This is a genomic window from Pseudomonas sp. MIL9 (assembly GCF_016887925.1).
In the GTDB taxonomy this organism is placed as follows: domain Bacteria; phylum Pseudomonadota; class Gammaproteobacteria; order Pseudomonadales; family Pseudomonadaceae; genus Aquipseudomonas; species Aquipseudomonas mohnii.
In genome coordinates, this window is the sequence record NZ_JAFEHE010000009.1 from 142,586 (window position 1) to 163,825 (window position 21,240).

General features: G+C 53.7%; 18 protein-coding genes and 2 pseudogenes. 18 read left to right on the forward strand and 2 right to left on the reverse strand.

Annotation, left to right across the window (positions count from 1 at the left end; all coding sequences use genetic code 11):
* Positions 1 to 16 precede the first annotated feature (16 nt).
* The 14 genes and pseudogenes from thyA (JQF37_RS12505) to JQF37_RS31365 form a co-directional block, all read left to right on the forward strand.
* A pseudogene (thyA, locus tag JQF37_RS12505) lies at positions 17 to 676 on the forward strand (thymidylate synthase); the annotation flags it as partial.
* Between the two features lie 134 nt (positions 677 to 810).
* Complete coding sequence (locus JQF37_RS12510) at positions 811 to 2,040, forward strand: tyrosine-type recombinase/integrase (RefSeq protein ID WP_204149659.1); 1,230 nt, start codon at positions 811 to 813, stop codon at positions 2,038 to 2,040.
* Entirely contained in the window at positions 2,037 to 4,409 is a 2,373-nt protein-coding gene (locus JQF37_RS12515) for a site-specific integrase (RefSeq protein ID WP_204149660.1), read from the forward strand. Before JQF37_RS12510 ends, JQF37_RS12515 begins: the two co-directional genes overlap by 4 nt.
* Positions 4,406 to 6,559, forward strand: coding sequence for a site-specific integrase (locus JQF37_RS12520; protein ID WP_204149661.1), 2,154 nt, complete (start codon positions 4,406 to 4,408; stop codon positions 6,557 to 6,559). Before JQF37_RS12515 ends, JQF37_RS12520 begins: the two co-directional genes overlap by 4 nt.
* Before the next feature lies 1 nt (position 6,560).
* Positions 6,561 to 7,070: a hypothetical protein gene (locus JQF37_RS12525; RefSeq protein ID WP_204149662.1), complete on the forward strand. Its 510-nt coding sequence runs from the start codon at positions 6,561 to 6,563 to the stop codon at positions 7,068 to 7,070.
* A gap of 175 nt (positions 7,071 to 7,245) precedes the next feature.
* The gene (locus JQF37_RS12530) at positions 7,246 to 7,521 is read left to right on the forward strand and encodes a hypothetical protein (RefSeq protein WP_204149663.1); all 276 of its coding nucleotides are present in this window, start codon (positions 7,246 to 7,248) and stop codon (positions 7,519 to 7,521) included.
* Positions 7,518 to 8,117: a thymidylate synthase gene (thyA, locus tag JQF37_RS12535; protein ID WP_275424140.1), complete on the forward strand. Its 600-nt coding sequence runs from the start codon at positions 7,518 to 7,520 to the stop codon at positions 8,115 to 8,117. The genes JQF37_RS12530 and thyA (JQF37_RS12535) overlap by 4 nt, the downstream gene beginning before the upstream one ends.
* Before the next feature lie 231 nt (positions 8,118 to 8,348).
* Complete coding sequence (locus tag JQF37_RS12540) at positions 8,349 to 9,455, forward strand: tyrosine-type recombinase/integrase (protein ID WP_204149664.1); 1,107 nt, start codon at positions 8,349 to 8,351, stop codon at positions 9,453 to 9,455.
* Positions 9,452 to 11,800, forward strand: a complete 2,349-nt coding sequence (locus JQF37_RS12545) for a site-specific integrase (protein WP_204149665.1) — start codon at positions 9,452 to 9,454, stop codon at positions 11,798 to 11,800. Before JQF37_RS12540 ends, JQF37_RS12545 begins: the two co-directional genes overlap by 4 nt.
* Positions 11,797 to 13,878, forward strand: a complete 2,082-nt coding sequence (locus JQF37_RS12550; RefSeq protein ID WP_204149666.1) for a tyrosine-type recombinase/integrase — start codon at positions 11,797 to 11,799, stop codon at positions 13,876 to 13,878. The genes JQF37_RS12545 and JQF37_RS12550 overlap by 4 nt, the downstream gene beginning before the upstream one ends.
* Positions 13,875 to 14,381: a hypothetical protein gene (locus JQF37_RS12555; RefSeq protein ID WP_204149667.1), complete on the forward strand. Its 507-nt coding sequence runs from the start codon at positions 13,875 to 13,877 to the stop codon at positions 14,379 to 14,381. The genes JQF37_RS12550 and JQF37_RS12555 overlap by 4 nt, the downstream gene beginning before the upstream one ends.
* On the forward strand, positions 14,378 to 15,211 hold the full coding sequence (locus JQF37_RS12560) for a thymidylate synthase (protein WP_204149668.1): 834 nt from the start codon (positions 14,378 to 14,380) through the stop codon (positions 15,209 to 15,211). The genes JQF37_RS12555 and JQF37_RS12560 overlap by 4 nt, the downstream gene beginning before the upstream one ends.
* A 213-nt stretch (positions 15,212 to 15,424) precedes the next feature.
* Positions 15,425 to 15,715 (forward strand): hypothetical protein, encoded by a 291-nt coding sequence (locus tag JQF37_RS12565; RefSeq protein WP_204149669.1) that lies wholly within the window; start codon positions 15,425 to 15,427, stop codon positions 15,713 to 15,715.
* Between the two features lie 143 nt (positions 15,716 to 15,858).
* Positions 15,859 to 17,055 carry a hypothetical protein gene (locus tag JQF37_RS31365; RefSeq protein ID WP_239142518.1) on the forward strand — a complete coding sequence of 399 codons (1,197 nt, stop codon included), beginning with the start codon at positions 15,859 to 15,861 and terminating at the stop codon, positions 17,053 to 17,055.
* A 52-nt stretch (positions 17,056 to 17,107) separates the two neighbouring features.
* Here the strand turns inward: JQF37_RS31365 and JQF37_RS12575 are convergent, their stop codons facing one another.
* Complete coding sequence (locus JQF37_RS12575) at positions 17,108 to 17,584, reverse strand: helix-turn-helix domain-containing protein (RefSeq protein ID WP_204149670.1); 477 nt, start codon at positions 17,582 to 17,584, stop codon at positions 17,108 to 17,110.
* Between the two features lie 177 nt (positions 17,585 to 17,761).
* On the opposite strand from JQF37_RS12575, the gene JQF37_RS12580 reads away from it, so the two are divergent.
* The 4 genes from JQF37_RS12580 to JQF37_RS12595 all read left to right on the forward strand — a co-directional run bounded on the left by JQF37_RS12580 (position 17,762) and on the right by JQF37_RS12595 (position 20,195).
* Positions 17,762 to 18,496, forward strand: a complete 735-nt coding sequence (locus JQF37_RS12580; RefSeq protein WP_204149671.1) for a metallophosphoesterase — start codon at positions 17,762 to 17,764, stop codon at positions 18,494 to 18,496.
* A gap of 76 nt (positions 18,497 to 18,572) precedes the next feature.
* Positions 18,573 to 18,887 (forward strand): hypothetical protein, encoded by a 315-nt coding sequence (locus JQF37_RS12585; RefSeq protein ID WP_204149672.1) that lies wholly within the window; start codon positions 18,573 to 18,575, stop codon positions 18,885 to 18,887.
* A gap of 99 nt (positions 18,888 to 18,986) precedes the next feature.
* A complete protein-coding gene (locus JQF37_RS12590) occupies positions 18,987 to 19,484 on the forward strand; it encodes a hypothetical protein (protein ID WP_033901917.1) in 498 nt (165 codons plus the stop codon).
* Positions 19,485 to 19,565: 81 nt separating this feature from the next.
* Positions 19,566 to 20,195, forward strand: a complete 630-nt coding sequence (locus JQF37_RS12595; RefSeq protein WP_033901918.1) for an HAD family hydrolase — start codon at positions 19,566 to 19,568, stop codon at positions 20,193 to 20,195.
* 415 nt (positions 20,196 to 20,610) lie between these two features.
* On the opposite strand, the pseudogene JQF37_RS12605 reads toward JQF37_RS12595, so the two are convergent.
* A pseudogene (locus JQF37_RS12605) lies at positions 20,611 to 21,144 on the reverse strand (MFS transporter); the annotation flags it as partial.
* Positions 21,145 to 21,240 lie beyond the last annotated feature (96 nt).

The following is a 21,240-nucleotide window of genomic DNA, read 5'->3' on the forward strand; positions in this document are numbered from 1 at the left end:
AGGACACAGGTAACTCATGAAGCAATATCTCGAACTGGTCGCCCACGTCATCAAGAACGGCACCAAACAGGCCAACCGCACGGGCGTGAACACCATCAGCTTCCCTGGGGCGATGCTGCGTTATGACCTCAAGGAAGGCTTCCCGGCGATCACCACGCGCAAGATGGCCTTCAAATCCGCCATCGGCGAGATGTGTGGCTTTCTGCGGGGCGTGAACAACGCGGCAGAATTCCGCGCCCTGGGCTGCAAGGTCTGGGACCAGAACGCCAACGAAAACGCCCAATGGCTGGCCAACCCGTTCCGCCAGGGTGAAGACGACCTCGGCGAGATCTACGGCGTGCAATGGCGCAAATGGCCGGCGTACAAGCAGATCCCGGTCAGCAACCAGGCCGCCATCGAGCAGACCCTGAAGCAAGGCTACCGCCGGATCGCCGAAGGCGAAGAAGACGGCCAGGCCTACGTGGTGCTGTACAAGGCCATCGACCAGGTTCGCCAATGCGTCGATACCATCATCAAGGACCCGGGCAGTCGCCGTATCCTGTTCCACGGCTGGAACGTTGCCCAGCTCGATGAAATGGCCCTGCCGCCGTGCCACCTGCTGTACCAGTTCCACCCGAATGTAGAGACCAAGGAGATTTCCTTGACCCTCTACATCCGCTCCAACGACCTGGGCCTTTTATATGACCACTCTGATTTTGCACAGTACGCAATAGCTGCGTGAAAAAAATTTGTCTTCATCTGTGGTTTATATGTAGCAGTCAGGATTGCACATAATGCATGGTGAGGGAGTGGAAGGTTCGGGAGCATGCAATGAAGGTAGTAGTAGTCAATCAGAGGAGGCTAGACCTTGGGGAATCGTTGCTGAATGAGGACGGGCCGACGGTCTCTGGCACACAGATGGTCGTGGGTGCCGCACTATTCGATGAGGATGAGCGCATTGTCCCCCTCGTATCGGAGTTCCTCACCAATGCAGCCAGAGAGCAGTCACTAGCGTTCCCATCCGTCAAAACCTATGGGCGCAACATTGGCTACTTCCTGTCCCATGCCCGCGCGCAGGATGCTTATAAACATCTGAGCCACGATGAGGTATTGCTAACCGTCAATCGCCTTACCATCGCTCAGTATCTGGAGCACCTGCGCAATGTAGAGGAGCTGGACTCTACGACAATACGCAATCGAGATGCATGCCTTCGGACGATCATCAGCGGCTACCTATGCGTTGCCCGGGACGATAGCCCAGCCCTAAGAACTACCGACCCATATTCATTGGGGTTCATCTCTCCCAAGCCCAAACGTAGGCTTGTTACTGCCTGCTCCCTGAGTGACCTCAAGGTGCTTATGCTCAGGTCGCCCTATGAGCGCGAAAGAGCAGTGTTGCAGTTCATTTTCGATACCGGCGTACGAAGATCTGAGCTTGGGCGGGTGACGGCAGAGGCTATCAATACGGCATTGTGTTTCGCCGCTTCTAATTTCATTTGCGATGGTGATGAGACGCCCATCAAGCCTGAGTATTGCCCGCTCTATATCCATGGCAGCAAGGGCCGAGGCAACGAAGAAAAGCCACGCTGGGCGGTGGTCAGCCGTATCACTCTAGAACGGGTCAAGAAGTACATGGCATCCCCGCTTTATCGCAAATATGCTCGTGGCTACAAACATGGTGAGGCGCCATGCTTCTTTAATGCCGATGGTCGAGCTTATACGGCTGATGCTATTAGCCAGCTCCTCCGGCGACTCTCTGAGAAGGCTGTGGCGAAACGACTGCTATCCAAGACGATTGCTCCTCACAAGCTTAGGCACGGGAATGCTTACGCAATCCTGAATAGCCCTGACCTTGGTGCGGATTTCCTTGAGCGCTTGGTGATCACTCAGAAGTCCCTTGGTCACTCTCGGATGGAAACTACTGAGGGCTATACCCTCGTTCCTCACGATATCTACACAGTTCTTTCGGCCGAAACTGGTGAAGTGATGACCCGCTCCGCTTTGATGGCGGAGCTGTATTCGCAAACCAAACTGAAAATTGATTTGGCGGCAAGAAAATGACCAGTTTCGAACCCCTTTCCCAAAATAGTTTGGTCGCGTTCATCCAGGCCCTGCGCAATGATCCGATGAATTACTACGACATCCGGTTCGCAGTAAGAACTCAGAAGTCCGATTTGGAGCTCTGCCCTAAATTCTGCGAAGAGCAGGGCCTAGATATGGCGACTGACTCTTTTCGCGTGTTTGAGACAACACTTGTTGAGGAGATGCTAGCGAGAGACCTTATCATCAAGGATGAAGCTGCAGCTGCATGCAACTGGCGACTTCGAATTCTCGGTTGGTTCAACCGTCTTACCGAAGAGGAGAAGCTGACCCTTCCGGTAATCAAGAACAGCGTGAACTATCGCCGCGCAGTCAAGACCATTCCCGGAATGAGGAGTATCGACCGGGCTATGGAGCGTCATCACGGTGCTCGGAAAGCGATGGACTACGTTAATTCTGAACTCAAGCGCTTGGGGGTCATTGGCGATACCTACCTGACTCAGAAGGAGAAAAAGCGTCTCCAAAAGGAAGCTGCCGCTAATCGTCCGGTTGGCCGCTTGGTTGAGCTGGTGAAGCTACAAGCCATGCCGGTTAAGTCTCGTGAAGACATTATTGAGCCAAGCGCTGAGTCGCCATTCGGTAACCTTCTTCATCTGTTCGCCATAGCCTCTTTGACCGCCAGCAGTGATTCTGGGATGAGCAATCATCAGCTTTCCTTCCAGTGGGTCGTGGCTATGCTCATCCGTACCGGGATGACTGGCACCGAACCATTGGAGCAGATCATGGATCAGTATCTGCTGTCTCGGTATAGGAATCTTCTGCAGCAGAAAATTCTGGCAAACGAGTGCTCACCGACCTCAGCGAATACTCTGCTGAGCGCCCTGCGCAAAGCCTTCAAAGCCGCGCGGGACATCCAGGGTCTTGAACATATCCGGTATGTGGACGTCCAGGGCTTCAGTCCTGACCGCACCAGCGATAACTTCAGGCCCTACAGCAAATCTGAACGGACGCGAATTGCTGAATCCATCGACGCAGACATTCTTTTCGCCGAGCGTTTGATGAGGCCCTACGTGATGTCAGGCGTAGGAGAGGATCCACTTACCCCGGAAGGTACCATCAAAAATGGCTGGGGCAAGATCCCAAATGCCCAATGGATTTTCGAGAATCGTTTGGGCTGCAGGGTGGTCACTGCCGCTGAACTGACGCCAGACTCGCATTACGAGCGGGCTTTTCTCAAGATCATGGGGCAATCGAAAGACGGCCTGCGTGGAACCCTCGAAAGCTGGGGGGTGATGTGGCGTGTCGATACTTCCATCCTTGCGCCCTTCGTCATCAAGCTGGCCCAGGTTACGGGTCTCAACGCGGATTCGGTCAAGACTCTGGATCTTGATGACTTCGTGAAGTCCCATCCGGCGACGGGCCGTCCATGCCTGCGGTATTGGAAGGAGAGGTCGACGGGGGAAAAGCTATACCACCTGGATCTGTTTCATGCAGAAATTACCTGGCTGACCACATCGCAGGCATCTGAGGTTTCGAAGATTTTTGATGCAGTGGACAGGCTGACTGCCGGGATCCGTGAGCAGGCTGACCCGGAGATTAATCCAAAGCTATTCATCTTCCAAGGTACCGGAGGTCTGGGTCATGGCGAAATCAAATCCCTTGAAAGCGCCAAGTCAGCAATCCTGAACAATGTCTTCGCGGCCTACACTACCCGCAAGGGGCTTGTGGATGACGAAGGCAACCGCCTAAGCATTACCTCAGCCAGGCTTCGTCCCAGCTTTGTGAGCGAACTGATTGAGGCCGGTGTTTCGATACGTGAGATTCAGTTGATCCTAGGCCACTCTCAGATCACTACGACAATTGGCTACCTAGACAGCCTCGACTTCAACCACATCGCCAGGCGCAAGCTTGATTTGGCCCTGAAGGATCTGCATAACGATGCAATGGAGAGCAAGCTCACTGAAGCGGAGCTTGAAGAGCAGCGTCGCAGGATCAGGCCTCAGCCCAAAAACGAAAACATTATCTTCAAGACGCCTTTGGCTTCCTGTTCCAACGTGCTTGACCCGCCAGATTTCATCAAGAAGCTGAGTTCCTACGTGCCAGGTCGTCCCTGCTCGCTGTACAACATGTGCCTTGGTTGCGACAACGTCCTGTTGACAGTCTCCAACCTGCCTGAGCTGTTTTCGATGCAGCGCGATTATCTCAAGATCGTGACCGTATCGAGGATCATGGACACGCCTTATGGCCGTGTGGTGCGAGAGAACTTGGCTCTGCTTGATGACATTTTGAATCCCGGGAGATCTGATTTTACACCCGAAGAACTGGAGAACGGAAAGCGACTCTCCGAATTTGTTGAAAGCACAATCTTGGTCGACGGGGTGAGCCTGTGAACACGAACGATATGGAAAAATTTGCTCCTTTGCTGGCGCTTGCGTCGATTCAAAAACAACTGCAGGGCATCCAAGCCTTCGGAGAGGTACAGGCTCAGCGCAACGCACTGGATGCAAAGGCGGCGGAATTCATCTCCTACCTGGGAAACCTCCAGGTCTCGAAACTATCGGTGTTCATTGAAGACTTGTGGGATTTCAATGCTGACTTCCTCAACGTAGCCTTTTCGGCGAAGGGGAAGCCTCAGCAGTTCGATTTTACGAGGTTCCCGAACCTTCCCCTGTGTGCTGCCTGGGAGCTCAAGGCGGTCTTGGCCCTGCGCCAGATGGCGCCAGGGTTGGCGCAGGCCGGCAAGGTGACTGGCGCTCATACCGAGCGCCCAATGAAGCCCAGAACCATCCTGGGTATTTTTTCCCACGGGTTCCGGTTCTTCGACAAGCTTTTTGAGCTGATTTCCGAAGACCTTGGTGCTGAGCATGTTGCGTTGCACCTGAACTCTGTATCGCAGATTCCTTCCCGCTACTACGAGCAGGCGGCGCGAGAATACGACTACGCGTACGAACCGGTGATGAATCAGTTTTTCAGCTTGATTCGTTCTCCCGAGTATGCCGATGCGATCTTTGGTAAGGCGCTGCCAAACGTTAACCTGGCAACGCTCCCATGGAAAAAAGTCGGAAAGACGTTGGGCGGTAAATCTTCCCGCAAGATATCTGAAGAGAAGGTGCTTGATAACAAGGTTTTCGAGCGGGCATCGCTGATTAGCTCGTTGGCCATTGTCGATTTCCTCGATGCGATGGGTGAACCTGTCATTGATCGCGCCTCGCTGGAAAGGCGTAATGCCAAGGGGTATCGTCTCTCTGCTGGCCAGGCATTGACTCGCGAAAAATTCGACATCTATATCTACAAACGGTTGATGAAAAAGGGCTATACCAAGGAGCAGGTTGTTGCTGCGATTGGCTACACCAATCCTAAGATTGATAGCTTGTTCGACTATCAAGAAGTCACGACCTTCCGAAAGCTCGCAGCACAAGGCATGACAATCGATGACGATTTTCGCGATTACATCAATTTCGTAAGCTATGCGGCCCAATACGTAGTAGGCCAGTACACCGGGATGCGTCCTTCTGAGCTCGCTGAAGTAGACGTAAACCGTCAACCCAAGGAAACCAGCAAAGATCTCTGGGTTATACAAAGCCAGGTCACGAAGCATCAGGAAAATTCCGTGATGTTGTTCGATGACTATTGGGTGGCGATTCCAATAGTGCGCGATGCTATGCGCGTCGGTGCACTGATCAGCAAATACAAGAATAACCCTTACCTGTTTTGTAATGCATTCACCATGGCGCCGGGTGAGGTGGCGAAGCCTGTGCTCAACATTGGTCACATGATGACCAGGTTCTTTGCTCGCATTACCCCAGAGGGCGAAGATGCTTGTCACTTCTATCCCTACATGCTTAGGCATACGCTGGCCCATCACCTTTACCGGGCTGACTTGGGACTGCCATTCATCTCTCACCAACTCAAGCACTTTGGTGAAATCACCGGCGGCCCAGGTCATGGCAAAGGCTTCAGTAAGACCACGCTAGCCTATGGTGAGATCGGTGACATGTTGGCGAAAGGGGGCGCCAAAAAAGGAACGGCGAGCAAGCTTCGCCATCAAGCCGAATTGGAATCCATCAAAAGTGTTTACGATCCCGACGCAAACTACGCCGGGGTCAACGCCGAGGTGCACAAGGCCAACCTTCAAAACCTCTTCCGAGGGTACATGGTCGCCGGCTATTCCAAGGACGAGATCTTTGAGGTCATGGCCTTTCAGAAGATCGCAATTGTCAGTGTAGGGCAGGGTTACTGCTACGGAAGCGGCGCACCTGAGGCCGCTGGCGAATTGCCTTGCATTGGCGGTCTGCGTTGTAATCCCAACCGGTGCAAAAACTCCGTCGTGAGTGCGGCGAATGCCCCGCGCTGGCGTGAGGTGTATCACCAGAACAAAATGAACCTCGACAAGCCCGAGTTTGCCCACAACCGCGCCCAGATGCTTGAGGCGATGGAGGAAGCGAAAGGGGTTCTGGAGTATCTCGGTGAGGCAGTTGAGGTCGATGTTGAGCTTACTCACGATTTCATTTCCGAATCTGAAGAAGAGGTTGAGGACTGAAATGGCGACCCGCGACTTTGATCAAAAAAATAGAGAGGACTTTGATCGCAATACCGCCATCCTCAATGATGCCCTGATGAAGATGGCTGGTAGTTCAAAAATTAAGGCCAGTATTTCCGAACTCGCGAGAATTAGTGGTATCCATCGAAATACCATTCGAGATCGAGGCTGGCCGCTGGAGCGGATCGAGGCGATTAAGAAGAATCGTCAGCTTGATGTTTATCGCCAGAAGCTGGAAAAGGAAAAGTCGGTCGACCCGCTTTCTGTTCTGTCTGACCGGCTTGAAGCCTCCCGGGTAGAGGTTATTCATTGGTTCAATAAGTGTCTTGATGCGGAGAAGAAGAGGCTCAAAACGGAAGATCAGCTGGCCATGATGAAAGAGTCCCGCGACACGTACATGAATTCTGCGAGCGTAGCTAGACAAGAGGTTTGGGCGAAAGAGGCAGAGATTGAAAAGCTCAGGAGCGTGATACAGGTTTTGGAGTCCGCCCGGGACGAAACGCCGCCCTAGCACGCTAGCGGGCCCTCACAGGGTGCCCAGGTGTTCTGTAACCCTGTACCCAAGTGCTCAGCCACGAATCACATTTCGCGGCTAGGCCATCAGTCTCGAAGCTTTGAAACAAACCCGGCCTACCATCCCGTTGCTCGGTTGAGACGGGTCGCAACTTTGCATTTTCGGTATCATCGTGTTTTTTGAGACGCAGGCGTCGAAGCTCGACAGACCAGAGGCCATCAAAGATAACCGCCGCATGGAAGTGCTTTATTGGTTCAATAGGTATCAGGAAGCTGAGAGCTCGTGGGCCTCACTTGATAAGTGGTTGGCCACTGTCCGTGAGTCTAGGGATTACTACGTACAGGTCACCGACGAGCTGCGTTTGAAGATCAAACAGCAGGATACTGAAATTCAGAAATTGCGTGACGCGCTGTGCTTGGTCAGCGCGAATCTAGAGGAATTGAAATGAAGATGTACCACGATTTGCTGGCCGACGTGCTGGAGAACGGCGTCGAGAAAGGCGATCGCACAGGAACGGGCACGCTGAGCGTCTTTGGTCGCCAGTTCCGTCATAATTTGGAGGATGGCTTCCCTCTCCTCACCACCAAGAAGCTGCATTTTAAGAGCATCATCAATGAGATGATCTGGTTCTTGAACGGCGACACCAACACCAAATGGCTTAAGGAGCATGGTGTCAGCATCTGGGATGAGTGGGCGACTGAAGATGGTGATTTAGGGCCAATCTACGGTAAGCAGTGGACTGCCTGGCCGACCCAGGATGGCAAGACCATCAACCAGATCGACTATGTCGTTCATACGCTCAAGACCAATCCGAACAGCCGCCGTATCCTCTTCCATGGGTGGAACGTCGAGTACTTGCCAGATGAGTCTGTAAGTCCTCAAGAGAATGCGCGGAACGGAAAAATGGCTTTGCCTCCCTGCCATTTGCTTTACCAGTTCTATGTTGCAAACAACAAATTGTCGGCGCATTTATATATTCGATCTAGCGATCTACTACTATTATACCCCCTCGAAGAACCTGCACAGTACGCAATGGCTGCGTAGTAAGGCTTTACCTTCCAAGCTCATTTATTGTGCCCCGGTACGAAATGCACATTGTGTATAGTACGGGCCGCTTTGAGGAGAGAGGAAGCCGTGAAGGTCATCGCAGTTAGGGGCACCCCCCTAGATTTCAGAGAGTCCCCAACCAGGCGGGACGACCCATCCGAAGAATCCCCAATTCAGGAAGCCGTGAACGTCACAGGGACAGCCGTCTTTGATGATGATGAGCGCCTAATGCCTTTGATTTCGGGTTACCTATCCTACGCGCTCCGGGAAGCCGATATATCCCAGCAGACGGCCATCACCTATGGTCGCAACCTTGGGTACACCTGCGAGTACCTGATGAACCGCCGTGAGTTTCGAGATTGCGAGCGTGACTCTGCATTCTTGGAAATCCGCACCCACGTGATCGAGGAGTACTTCGCTCACCTGCGCGAGGCGGAAGGCCTTTCCAAGAAGACGGTGCGCAACCGGGATTCGTCTTTGATGGCGTTTTTCAACGATTCTCTATGCCGGGGAGTGGACGACGTACCCGCGCCTCGTACCGCGCCTAACCCTTACATTGCCGGGTACCTATCTCCCCGTCCTAACAAGAACTTGGTGGTGGCCTGTTCCCTGAATAATCTCAGAGAGCTCATCCTGGCCACGCAGAGTGAGCGTGAGCGTTGCTTGCTCCAGTTCATGTACGACGCAGGCGTGCGCCGCTCAGAAGTCCCGCGAGTGACCCTCAAGGCCATCGATGATGCCCTTCAATTCCAGGACACGCTGTTCATCTCGCCTGGTGTCTCAGAGCCGGTGAACGCGGACTACTGCCCGCTGCATATTGATGGAAGCAAAGGCCCTGCGGACTCCTTCAAACCCCGTCAGACGTTGGTCAGCCGCGCCACGCTGCTGCGCATCAAGAAGTACCATGCTTCGCCGCTGTACAAAATGACTAAGCGTCAATTCAAGGGGGCTGAGAACACCCCTGCTTTCCTGAACGCGGAGGGGGGTGAGTACACCCCTCGCTCGATCTCCAAGCTCTTGGAGCGCACATCCGAGCGAGCGCTGAACCGGCTGAAAATCGACAGGATGATCTCTCCCCACAAGTTGAGGCACGGGAACGCCTATGCCCTGTTGAGGACGCCAGACATTGGTAGTGATTACCTTGACCGGCTAGTGACCGTGCAAAAGACGCTGGGTCACTCGCGCCTCAGCACTTCGGAAACCTATACCCAGATCCCCTACGACCTCTACCAGAAGCTCGTACGCCCCGGAACTGAAACCAAGACGAAAGCAGGCGAGATGGCTGAGCTTTCCCAACAGACGCGCCTGAGAATTGATGCGGGAGATATGAAATGAGTCGGCTGACTAAGGATCAGGCAGACGCCGTCATTGAGTCATTTGTGGCTCGCGCCACTGATGATCGGGAGTCGTTGCTGAAGGTATGTCTGAGCAGGGGGGACGAATTGGCGGTGGCTCCTAAATACGTCATCGAACAGACCAATCTAAACCCCGCGACGATCTCGAAGCGCGCTCCAAGCTTTGAGCCGATCTTCGATGCGATGCGCGCTGAAGGAATTATTGTACCTGGCCATCCGCCCACTGCCTGCGATTGGCGCCGTAGGTTGCTTGCCTGGTACGAAGGCATGTCTATGGAGGAGAAACTGGCCATTCCAGTGACTGCCAATACCATCAGAGATCGTGGCTTCATGAGCGAGATCCCCGAGCTGGCAGGCCTTAAAACAGCGAGGGCGAGCTTCGAACTGGTGCGGATCACGTTTGAGGAGATCCTCGATGATCTTCGCAGACTTGGAGTTCTTGACCCTAACTATCAAACCGTCGAGCAGCGTATCGCCTCGAAGACGGTAGTCCAAAAGACTGAGTCATTGCGAGACGTCTTCAGCGCTTTGCGCTCAGTCCGCATCCATCGCCTGTCTGACCTCGTGAGCCCGGAAGCGGAGCGCCCCTTCCAGCACTTGCTGCACCTCTTCAGCGCTTCATCAATGAAGAGCAGTAGTACGTCTGGTCAAAACAATTTCATCGAGGCTTTCAAAAACTTCCGAGCCTATCTCAAGGAGGCCAACCACACAGGCTTGGAGGATATCCGGGAGTTGGTAACCCCGTACTCCCTTCCCAAGTTCAGGGGATATCTCCAGAACAAGATCCTTGAACGTTCACTTTCGACCAGTCACTGCAGTGCGATGATGAGCTCAGCTCGGAAGATGATGGGCCGTGCAATCCAGATCGAAGGCCTGGGGCTGACTAGCTTCGTCGCCACTGCAGGCTTCGATGCTGAACGTGAAACTGACCAGTACAAGCCTTACCCCCAAGTTGTGCGGAACCGAATCTCGCAGGTCATTGAGCAAGAGATTGAGGAAACCAATCGCTTGGCCCAGCCTTACGTTCCAAGTCAGGCAGGGGAAGACCCGCTGAACGCTGACGGAAGAGTACGCCGAGGCTTTAATACGCTCGATAACGCTCGATGGATTTTTGAAAACAAACTCGGCTGTAAGCCCCTGAGCTTCGAATCCGTAGATAAAAACGACCTCTATCAACGGGCGTTTATGTCGATTATTTCGACTTCGTCAATGTCGATCTTCGAGGTTTATAAAAGCTGGGGCGTGCAGTATCAGATCGATGGTCGAGTCATTGCGCCATACATCGCTCGGCTTGCCCAAGTTACCGGGATGAACGCTGACTCGCTGTTGGGACTGGAGCTGGATGATTTCATTGAGCGCCATGACTTAACTGATCGGCCTTGCTTGCTGTATTGGAAAGAGCGCTCTGAAGGCGCGAAGATGCTTCATCTAGATATCTTCCATGCGGAGATCTCTTGGCTGACCACCTCTCAAGGCCGTGTGGTCAAGAAAATCTTTGATGATGTGAAGCACCTGACCCGTGAAATCCGCTTGAATGCGCCTGTCGAGGCTCAGAACAAGCTCTTCATCTACCGCTCAAGCTCTCCCAGGAAATACGGGGTTGTAGATTCCTTTGAGAACTCTGGTGGCAACCAGCTCATTAGAAGCCTAGAGAAGTTCTCCCAGGATCACGGGCTGCTGGACGAAGATGGCAATCCACTCAAGCTCTCACCGTCACGTTTCCGGCCAAGCTTCGTGAGCGAGCTGATTGAGCGCGGCGTATCTCCACGTGAGATCCAGGTGCTTCTGGGTCATAAGAACCTCAGCACCACCATGGCCTATCTGGATCAGATGGACTTCAATCCCATGGCGCGTCGGATGCTGAATAAGGTTCTCCATGAAATGCAGCAAGACACGCTGGAGGAGGCTCCGAAGCTCATCCCGACCAAGACTATCGAGTCCACGCCCGAGGCGATGCCGCTGCGGTCTGGCCTGGCTACCTGCATGAACGTTTTTGACCCGCCTGCTTTCATCAAGGCGTTGGCGAGCTATGACCCCAGCAAGCCCTGCACGCTGTTCAACAAATGCCTTTCATGTAGCAACAGCATCATCACGGTATCGCACCTGCCGGAGCTTTTTGCCATGCGGCGCGACTACCAACGGATGATTGAGGTCAACCGGGTGCTCGATACGCCCTACGGAGCCGTCATCCTGGACAACCTTGATGTGCTCAACAACATCCTCGACCCGGAGACATCGGACTTCTCCGTGGAGGAGCTGACAAAGGCTGAGCGCCTCTCTGAAAACCTGCAGGTCAGTATTTTGACCGAGGGGGTAACGCTATGAACCACGCCCTGATCCCTGAACTCGCTGCGTACAAAAAGTGGCGAACAGCTGCTCACACCCTGTTGGTTGAGTTGCGCAAGAACATCGCCGATCCGACCCCTGTGTCGCTGGAAGCGCTCTCTTGGTACCAGGCTCTGATGGCGTTGCCTGTCAGTAAGACATCCGTCCTGGGTGACCCCGTTTGGGACTTCAATGACGATCACCCGAACGCCGCTAGGAACGTCAAAGGAGCCAAGCTACGACTGAATTTCGATTCGTATCCATTGCTCAATCAGTCGGCGGTCTTGGAGGTCAAGGTGGCCCTGTATTGTTGGCTGAAGATGCCGGCAGCAACGCGCTCGTTTGCCTCGCCAAGGAACATCAAGGCCAACACCGCCATTTCATGTATGAAGGCTGGATTGAGCTTCCTGGATACGATGTCAGGGCAGGCGCGCCAGCTGATGACTGATGAGTTCTTCGAGGTTGGACACCATGGCCTGACGTACTTCGACGCGGGTATGTACCGGGAGGCAGCGCTCGTTCATCCCCACGCCTTTGGGCCTGATCTCAAGAAGTTCTTTACCTTGGTCAGGTCGCCATTTTTCGAGGAGCAGATTTTTGAAGAGCCACTGCCTTACGTTCAGCTGGAATCACTCGCCTGGGCCAAGGTAATCAAGCACGTCCCTGATTCCGAGCGCACATACCGTATTCTGCCAAACGATGTGTTCGAGAAGGCTTCCCGCGAGGCGTCGTTCGCAGTCGTCGATTTCCTAAGCACTCTAGGGGAGCCTGTAGATGACTTGGTAGCCCTGACCCGCCAAAACGCCAGCGGTTACTCGCTGGCCGATGCTCAAGAACTGTCGCGTTACAATTTCGAGTTGTACGTAGCGCTGAGGCTGCGGAGAAAAGGCTATGACTCCGGTGCGATGGCGAATGCACTGTCCGCAGCTTTTGGCTGCATTCCATCTACGTTCCAATCTGGCTCTGGTCGACATGATTTTAAGGCGACCGAAACGTTACTCAAGCTCTCAGATTCCAAACTGGACGATGATTTTCGCAGGTACATCAATTTCGTCTCGTACAGTGCCTGCTATCTCGTGGCGCAGTACACCGGCATGCGGCCTTCAGAGCTATCAGAGATTCTGGTCGAGTCGTGCATGGAGCAGGAGAGCGATTACTGGTTGCTGATCAGCAATGTGATCAAACATCGCCAAGGCCTGGCCAAGCTGTTCGACGACAAGTGGATCGCGATCCCGATTGTGCGTGACGCTATCCGTGCGGCTTGCCTCATCGCTAAGGTAAAGCAGAATCCTTACCTGTTCTCCAATGTGGATACTGTCGCGCAGGACGCCAAACCAAACTCAATGTCCTCGATTGGAATCAGTCACCAGTTCAGAGCTTTCTTCGAGGATATTCTGACGGATGAGGAGTTCGAGTCGCTGGAATTCTCGCCTTACACGTTGCGACACACCCTGGCTTACCAGATGGCCAGGGCTGAGCTAGGGCTCCCATTCATCTCCCACCAGTTGAAGCACTTTGGTGACCTCATTGGTGGTGCTGGCCAGAATAAGGCGTTCAGTGCGGTGACGCTTGGGTACGGAGCAATCGCTGAGATCTTGTCCAAGGGTGGGCGTTCATCTAGCAAGACGCCGACGCAAATGGCAGAGGAGGAGTACATCCAGAGCTATTGCGATCCTGACGGGAACTACGCCGGCCCCAATGCAGAGAGCCACAAGGCGCGGATGAAGAAGGTGTTCAGTGGGTACATGGCGGCTGGCTACACCAAAGAGCAAATCATCGCCCAGATGGCCAAGAAGCGCATGGCGATCATCAACGTGGGACAAGGCTTCTGCTATGGCGGTCAGCGCGAGGTATTTGACGAGTCTTTGCCCTGCATCGGATCGCTGCGTTGCAATCCGAATCGGTGCAAAAACGCCGTGGTCACCAAGGCTCACGCTCCTAAATGGCGGGAGATCTATGTGCAGAACAACTTGGCCTTAAGCTCTCCTAACTCAGCAGGCGCGGAGGAGGAATTGCGTGCGGCGATGGAGGAAGCCAAGGGTGTGTTGGAGCATCTCGGTGAGGAGGTCGAGGTATGACAGGCCAGGCGTTTGATGCCAAGAATAAGCTGGACTACGACCGGAACACGGAGCTGCTGGCTCAGGGGCTTATGCAGATTGCCTCTGATCCGAAATTGAAGCCAACGATGGCCGAGCTGAGCCGCATCACGGGCATTCATCGCAACACTATCCGGCAGCGTGACTTCCCGGCGCAGCGGCTTGAGGCGATCAAGGACAACCGCCGCATTGCAGTGCTCGCTCAGAGGGTCAAGGCTGAGAAGAAGCAGGATCCCAAGACGATTCTGATGCAACGCCTTGAAAAGAGTCGATTGGAAGTGCTTTATTGGTTCAATAGGTATCAGGAATCTGAGAACTCTTGTGCCACGCTCGACAAGAGATTGGACACTGTCCGCGAGTCGAGGGACTACTACGTCCAGCTCGCAGATGAGCTGCGTAAGAAGATCAAAGAGCAAGAGACTGAAATTTTGAAATTGCGTGACGCGCTGGATTTGGTCAGCGCGAACCTTGAGGAACCGAAATGAAGATGTACCACGATTTGCTGGCCGACGTGCTAGAGAATGGCGTCGAGAAAGGCGATCGCACCGGCACAGGCACGCTGAGTGTCTTTGGTCGCCAATTCCGCCACAACCTGGAAGATGGCTTCCCGCTGCTCACCACCAAGAAGCTGCATTTCAAGAGCATCATCAACGAGATGATCTGGTTCCTGAATGGTGACACCAACACCAAATGGCTCAAGGAGCACGGTGTCAGCATCTGGGATGAGTGGGCAACTGAAGACGGTGACCTCGGCCCGATCTACGGCAAGCAGTGGACAGCCTGGCCTACCCAGGACGGCAAGACCATCAATCAGATCGACTACGTCGTCAACACACTCAAGACGAACCCGAATAGCCGTCGCATTCTCTTCCACGGGTGGAACGTCGAGTATCTTCCCGATGAGTCGGTGAGCCCACAAGAAAATGCACGTAATGGGAAGATGGCATTGCCACCATGCCATTTGCTCTATCAATTCTATGTAGCCAACAATAAGTTGTCGGCGCATCTATATATTCGGTCGTCAGATCTACTGCTCGGAAATCCCTATAATTTGGCTGGGGTTAGTTTTCTAACTCATATGTTGGCGCAGCAGTGCGATTTGGGAGTTGGCGAAGTTGTAGTTACCATGGGGGACGCGCATATTTACTTGAATCATATTGAGCAAGTAAAACTGCAACTTACTCGTGAGCCGCGCCCTCTTCCAAAGTTGGTGTTCAAGCGTAAGCCAGAGAGCATCTACGACTACAAATTTGAAGACTTTGAGATTGTGGGCTATGACCCACATCCTCATATCCCCGCTCCTGTATCGATTTAACTGAATCGATGCCTGGCTAGCCAAATCTTGGTTGGCCAGGATGGGGTATCGGTGGGGAAGACCAGGCCTAGCATAATCGCTTTAGACGTCGCTCCTGCTGCGGCCTTGGAAGCGCATAAAAACCGTTTGATCCGAGCACCTTCCTGCGGAGCCTATCTCCAGGAAGTTAAGGGGATGTTGTCTATCATTGCCCAACGAACTGGAGGTTTGTGGATGTCTGATGTGCTCACAGAAGAGCAGATGCGGGACGCGCTATTCAGCGGCTTACCACCTAGCAGCTTCAAACCCAGGCAAAACCCTGCAGCACCGAAGGCCTCTGAGCAACCGCGCCCAAGCAAATTGCGGGTTACCCTTCACGTCACCAAGGTGTTCGAAGGGCATATGGATGTTTTCGTTTATGAATCGAACACCCTGAGCCGATTGGTCGCTGAATTGGAGGCCAAGAACGCGGCGCGTAAGAAGAAGTACAAGTACATCGACGTTGTCTCCGTCCAACAGATCTGAGGATCAATGGCGGTAGCCGGGCAGGCCTGCTCCAAGGGGCTACTTCGATCTTGATATACCAGTGAGCTGCTATCTCTCGGGCGACCTCCAGCGTAGGCTTCAGGTTATGCAGGACGCAATCAGGCAGCCGCCAAGGAGTTCACATGTACCTCACGATCATGAAGCCACAAGCGCTTCAGCAAATAGCTGTCTTAGCCCGTGGATTATGGATCGTTGAAGGCCCTGAAGGCTTCGTGTTGGTAATCAAGGCAGGGAAAGAGCTGATCCTGGCCGCTCAGCAAAGGCGTGAATTGAAGCTTTACCTCGCGCCATACAAGGCAGGCGAAACGATGGGGCTCACGCTTCTCACAGCCTGCTTTGATGACCCACAAAGCCCGCTATTGATCAAAACCCCACTCATCCCTGGTGACCCTCTCACCGAGGCACTGCAGAGCTTCCCTGACGAGTTCAGTGTGTGCTTTTTCGACGAGCACAACCGTGAGCTGTTCAGTTGTAAGGCCCAGGCCAAGCTAAGTCAGCTCCGCAAGGAGCTTGGTACACTCAGCCCCATTGGAGCAGATCACTGGCCCAAGATGTATGAGCAGGCGGACAGATGGTTCAGCCTCACGACCTATGAGGACGACGCTCGTGCCACAACGGTGTTCCTGCAGGAAGATCTGTTCCCCTCGGACTATTTGATCACTGACCTGACCCGCCAGGACTTTCGAGGCTCCAAAGGCTTCTCCAATACACAGTTGGAGCGCACTGAGCCGGGTACGTTTCAGGAGCTGGATATCATCTATCTGCTCCAGCGGGCATATACCTCCGAGCGGATCATCCATGGCCCGCTGAAGGTCTCCGATGGCGAGGAGCTGGCTGACGTAGTGGTGATGGGCGACGAAGTGACTTTACTGCTGCAGGCGAAGGACAGTCCCAATACCCCAGCGACGTTGAACACAACGCTTGAGAGAAAGCGAAAGAAGGCTACAGGTCAGTTGAAGAACGGTCTTCAGCAACTACGTGGCGCTATTTCAACGATCAAGCGAGAAGGCAATCCAGCCTTGGCGCTTGTGGACGGCACGCCCTTGGACATTGATCTTGCTGCACGCCCCCTGGTGGGAGTTGTCGTGGTCAGAGAGTTTTTTATCGACAACTACGATGAATACAGCACCATGATTTTGAAGTTCATGGATGAGGTCGGTGTCCGCGTCCTAGCGTTCGATTACAACGAGTTCGAGGTCATGACCCGGCACTGCCCTTCGGAAGATGCACTGCTGTCAGCGTTCTTCCAGATTTCCAAATGCGCTGAGGAAAGGCGGATCTATCCCAGGCTGCGCTTCACGGATCTGCCGCCGCGCTAAATCGAATCGGACAAGTGGAGAGCTTCTCTGCTCGTACCCCACAACTCCCTTTCTAGCCAGGCAGTTCTTTGAGCCAGTAACGCCTGACAGTCGCTTCAGGCAACCCCAGCGCTCGACTCACCTCCGCCTTCGACATGCCACTAGCCTTGAGCTCTAGTACCGCTCGGATTCGATCTGGGCTGCTGGGTTTGCCTCGCGTGCGCTTCACCAGCCCTTCACCAGCGTCCCAGTGCTTGTTCAGGCCCTGCAAGCCTCCCAGGGCTATGAAGCCCTCCAAATCCTTCGAAGCCTTGGCCATGACATCGATAGGTGATGACCCATCCTGGAGGGCCTGACACAGCGCGACGAGAGCCACGAGATCGAAATCTAGGGTGCGTGCGATCTTGCTCAGCTTGACCAAAGAGACCTGCGTTTTCCCCTGCTCCAATCGCGACAGATTGGCTTGGGAGCTGATCTCGGCAAGCTCCTCCTGAGCCGATCCTCTCAGGTCGCGCAGAGCTCGGACTATTGCTGCTATCTCGTTCTGCATGCTGAGCGCTCAAAACGAAGAATAGGGCCACAGCGCCATGCGTCGATAAATATCGAAAGCTAGCAATAATGGCGATCATCGTTTATCGTGGGCCTACTGATGGCAGTCTCGCCGCGTCCGAGCGACCGGGCCAGGGGATGATCAATTTATTAGAAAGTCGACGTCAGCAGGCTTGGGATGAAGCTTCATGTACTGTCTGATCTGCATTGTGAGTTCGCCGATTTCGTCCCCCCTGTGGTGGACTGTGACGTGGTCGTACTGGCCGGTGACATCCACGTGAAGTCGAGGGGGGCCAGATGGGCCAGCCTGACCTTCAGCACGCCTGTCATATATGCCATGGGCAATCATGAGCACTACAGCGGGAATATAGATCGAACCCACAGCAAGCTGCTTGTCGCTGCTGAGGCACACGTCCACGTCTTGGAAAATCAGGTTTTAGAACACCGTGATGTGCAGTTTCTCTGCGCTACGGGTTGGACGAGCCTGGCCGCGACCGGAGACCCTGTAGCTGCTTCTTGGTGCGCTCGTAACTCACTGAATGACTTTCGCGCGATCCGTGTCGGTGAACAGTATCGGCGTTTGCGCCCTGATGATCTGATCGCGAGAAATCGAGAGACGAAGGAGTGGTTGGAGGGCCAGCTGTCGGTGCCATTCAACGGTAAGCGTGTAGTTGTGACTCACCATCCGCCCCTTATGAAGTTCGTGAGTGACCAAGGAGCCGATCCTCACTTGCGAGCAGCCTATGGCAACAACTGGGATGGCCTGATGGATTTTAAGATCGATCTATGGATCTTTGGCCATACCCACGAAGCCGTGGATGAGGTGGTTAATGGCGTCCGGTTTGTGAGTAATCCTCGTGGTTACCCCTCTGAACAAACTGGCTTTCGGCCAGACCTAGTTATCAGTGTATGAGGACTGATAAGGCTGCTGGTGTTTAGCTTTGTTCAGCAAGTGAGTAGGTTTCAAATTCGAACGTGATGGAGAGTCCATGAGTTGTCTGAATTCCCAGGACTGGACGGCTGAGGGCGGGCGACTGCCTAGTCTGGTGTCAGCTAAGTTGTTGATTGCGCAGGCTCATGATTGGGGCGCACTGGTGGACGCGTACCTGGTAGATGCAGCTGAAGTTGGCGATCGTTTTGTTGCGTATGTCTATGGCGACCTTTCAGGGCAACTGGTTGATGGGATGACAATTGTCACACCCCCTAGTGAGGTAATAGCGGAGGTCGAAGGCATGGCGTTATTGCGGACAGTGTCAGGCAACGATCATTACGTCCTGGTCAGCCGATTGCCTGCCGCCGCTTGAGTGCCCCCCGCGTCGTCGAGGCCGCTGTCTCAGCCTGCTTCAGTAGGCCCCACCGTCATCTAATCCATTAATAGTTAATGTGTGTTTAAGGGAAGAAGCATGTCCGAGTTAAAGAAATTGACATTGACTGTTAAGAACTATGATGCTCAAGCGAGCGGTGATCTAGACGCTCTCTATCGACGTGTTAGATATGAAGATGAACACGGCGCTACGCTCTATTTCAAGGAGGTTGTGATGCTGAAGTATCTTGCGAAGCATGGTGCTTTGGCGACTGATGTTCCGCGAACTTGGTACTATAAACATGCCTCAAAGAAATCGATAATTGTTGTCGCTTTTGAGAAGGCTGGTGGGAAAGTTGAGTGCGACTTGGATGATCTGCGAATTATTGCAAGGTCGACTTTGGTAAAGGGTGTGGTTATTTCGCTAGCAGCGGTTCCAGCTGGGATTATTGCTGCAACGGCCACCTTTGGAGTTGGGCTTGTCATTATTCCTATGTTTTTGTGGTATGGGTACAGGAACGTCTTCAAGCTTCCGAAAATGCTGGGTCGAAAAACGCTGGTGGATGATTTTTCAAAATTTGGCGTTACTCTTCGGTAGATTGGTTATTTGGTTGTTGAGCTTGATTCTCGTTAGAGTGGCTGGCTGTCTTGCGGGCGGTGACCAGCGAAGGAAACTCAGATGAAGACCAGTGCCGTAATCTTTGACGCCTTCGGAACGCTGGTAGAGATACAGCAGCCGACACATCCGTTTCGACAGTTGCTTCGAGAGGGGCGACGCCAAGGCCGCTTGCCTCGCGCTGATGACATCCGAACGATCATGACCCATTGCCTTTCTCTAAGCGAGGCTGCGCTGGCCTTTGGTATCAAGATCTCGCCCTCCCAACTCGCATTTCTTGATCAATGCTTGGAGGAAGAGCTGGCAAGCATTCAGCCTTATCCAGACGCGGTTGAGGCCGTTGGGCTACTGCAAGCTGCAGGGGTGAGACTGGCCGTATGTTCAAACCTGGCAATGGCCTACGGCCCCGTAGTGGAAAGGATTTTCCCGCACCTTGGGGCCTATGGTTTCAGCTATCGCATTGGTGTTATGAAACCGCAAGCCGGCATCTATCAGCACACCTGCGATCTGCTTAATGTCCGGCCAGAAAATGAGCTCAGTGGTCAGAGGCGGATCGTCATGATTGGCGACTCAGAAAGGTGTGATCGGGATGGGCCTGGCCAGGTTGGTATCAAGGGTTACCTGTTGCGCAGGAATGGAGACGGGGCTTCCAATCTTTCCCACTTTGCACGATCAGTGCTGAGTGATAGGTAGCTGCGAGCAGATCTTCAATTCGATGGTAAGCGTTGCGTCTGAGCTAAAGGGCCGCGCCACGAGGTGGCCCTGCCGGGATGCCCCCTGCACAGAGTACGAGGGGCGACCAGACCAGTATCACCAGAGGGTGAAGCATGAATGAGCTTAGGATTGTCGGGCGATGTGTTCGCTCCCCGATTGGCTGCTGGAGTGCTAGGCATCGCTGTTTTCAGACGCGTTACGAGCAAGTCTTCTCAATCGCACTTGAAGTGTTTGGAAGCCGAAAGAAGGCGCAGCGATGGCTTGTAAGATCTGTAGCAGGTGTAGGCCGTCAGACACCCTGCAGGGTGCTGTGCACACCTATGGGATTCACAATTATCCATGACGAGATTATGCGGCTTGATCACGGCATACGTGCCTAATCCCATTTAGCCAGTCATTTGGCAGGGAGAGCAAGGCTCGTAATAAAGCTTATTGCTACTAGAATGCACATTCCAACTAACAGCGGAATTGATCCAAATCTTTCTAGAGCAAGTGCTGCTGCTATGGGGCCTACAGCCTGGGCAATCAGCATCGGGCGAGCCAGCAGCCCCATACGTGCTCCGTAGCCATCCGCGCCGAATAGAGCCAAGGGTAATGTTCCGCGAGCAATGGTCAGAATTCCATTACCTGCTCCGTAAAGCGCCAAGGCTACGAAGGCCAGCCACGGGATGGCCGGTAACAGCAGCGCAATACCCACCCCGCATAGCAGGATGGCGATACGAGCCGACCAGGTAGGGTGTAGGTTTCGCCCAATCGAAAACTCTGCAAGGCGTGCCATGACTTGAGATGGCCCAATCATCATTCCTATGGCCAGTGCTGTTGAAGTTGCGATGCCAAGCAGTTTTAGCACATCAAGTAGGTGGACTGAGACGGAAGAAATAACCAGCGACTGGAATGTCAGCAGCGCTGCCAGCAGGATGAATATGCGATTGGTTAGTTTGCTGGAACTAGGCTTTGTACGAAAAGTATTGCCGCATGCAACGTAGGCTGCAGGCCAAGGTGACCATGGCTGCAAAGCTCTTGG

Excerpts from the sequence above, each read along its gene's own strand:
- JQF37_RS12510 (WP_204149659.1), top strand. The coding sequence starts at position 811 with ATGAAGGTAGTAGTAGTCAATCAGAGGAGGCTAGACCTTGGGGAATCG.
- JQF37_RS12515 (WP_204149660.1), top strand. The coding sequence starts at position 2,037 with ATGACCAGTTTCGAACCCCTTTCCCAAAATAGTTTGGTCGCGTTCATC.
- JQF37_RS12525 (WP_204149662.1), top strand. The coding sequence starts at position 6,561 with ATGGCGACCCGCGACTTTGATCAAAAAAATAGAGAGGACTTTGATCGC.
- thyA (WP_275424140.1), top strand. The coding sequence starts at position 7,518 with ATGAAGATGTACCACGATTTGCTGGCCGACGTGCTGGAGAACGGCGTC.
- JQF37_RS12540 (WP_204149664.1), top strand. The coding sequence starts at position 8,349 with ATGCCTTTGATTTCGGGTTACCTATCCTACGCGCTCCGGGAAGCCGAT.
- JQF37_RS12545 (WP_204149665.1), top strand. The coding sequence starts at position 9,452 with ATGAGTCGGCTGACTAAGGATCAGGCAGACGCCGTCATTGAGTCATTT.
- JQF37_RS12550 (WP_204149666.1), top strand. The coding sequence starts at position 11,797 with ATGAACCACGCCCTGATCCCTGAACTCGCTGCGTACAAAAAGTGGCGA.
- JQF37_RS12555 (WP_204149667.1), top strand. The coding sequence starts at position 13,875 with ATGACAGGCCAGGCGTTTGATGCCAAGAATAAGCTGGACTACGACCGG.
- JQF37_RS12560 (WP_204149668.1), top strand. The coding sequence starts at position 14,378 with ATGAAGATGTACCACGATTTGCTGGCCGACGTGCTAGAGAATGGCGTC.
- JQF37_RS12565 (WP_204149669.1), top strand. The coding sequence starts at position 15,425 with ATGTCTGATGTGCTCACAGAAGAGCAGATGCGGGACGCGCTATTCAGC.
- JQF37_RS31365 (WP_239142518.1), top strand. The coding sequence starts at position 15,859 with ATGTACCTCACGATCATGAAGCCACAAGCGCTTCAGCAAATAGCTGTC.
- JQF37_RS12575 (WP_204149670.1), bottom strand. The coding sequence starts at position 17,584 with ATGCAGAACGAGATAGCAGCAATAGTCCGAGCTCTGCGCGACCTGAGA.
- JQF37_RS12580 (WP_204149671.1), top strand. The coding sequence starts at position 17,762 with ATGAAGCTTCATGTACTGTCTGATCTGCATTGTGAGTTCGCCGATTTC.
- JQF37_RS12585 (WP_204149672.1), top strand. The coding sequence starts at position 18,573 with ATGAGTTGTCTGAATTCCCAGGACTGGACGGCTGAGGGCGGGCGACTG.
- JQF37_RS12590 (WP_033901917.1), top strand. The coding sequence starts at position 18,987 with ATGTCCGAGTTAAAGAAATTGACATTGACTGTTAAGAACTATGATGCT.
- JQF37_RS12595 (WP_033901918.1), top strand. The coding sequence starts at position 19,566 with ATGAAGACCAGTGCCGTAATCTTTGACGCCTTCGGAACGCTGGTAGAG.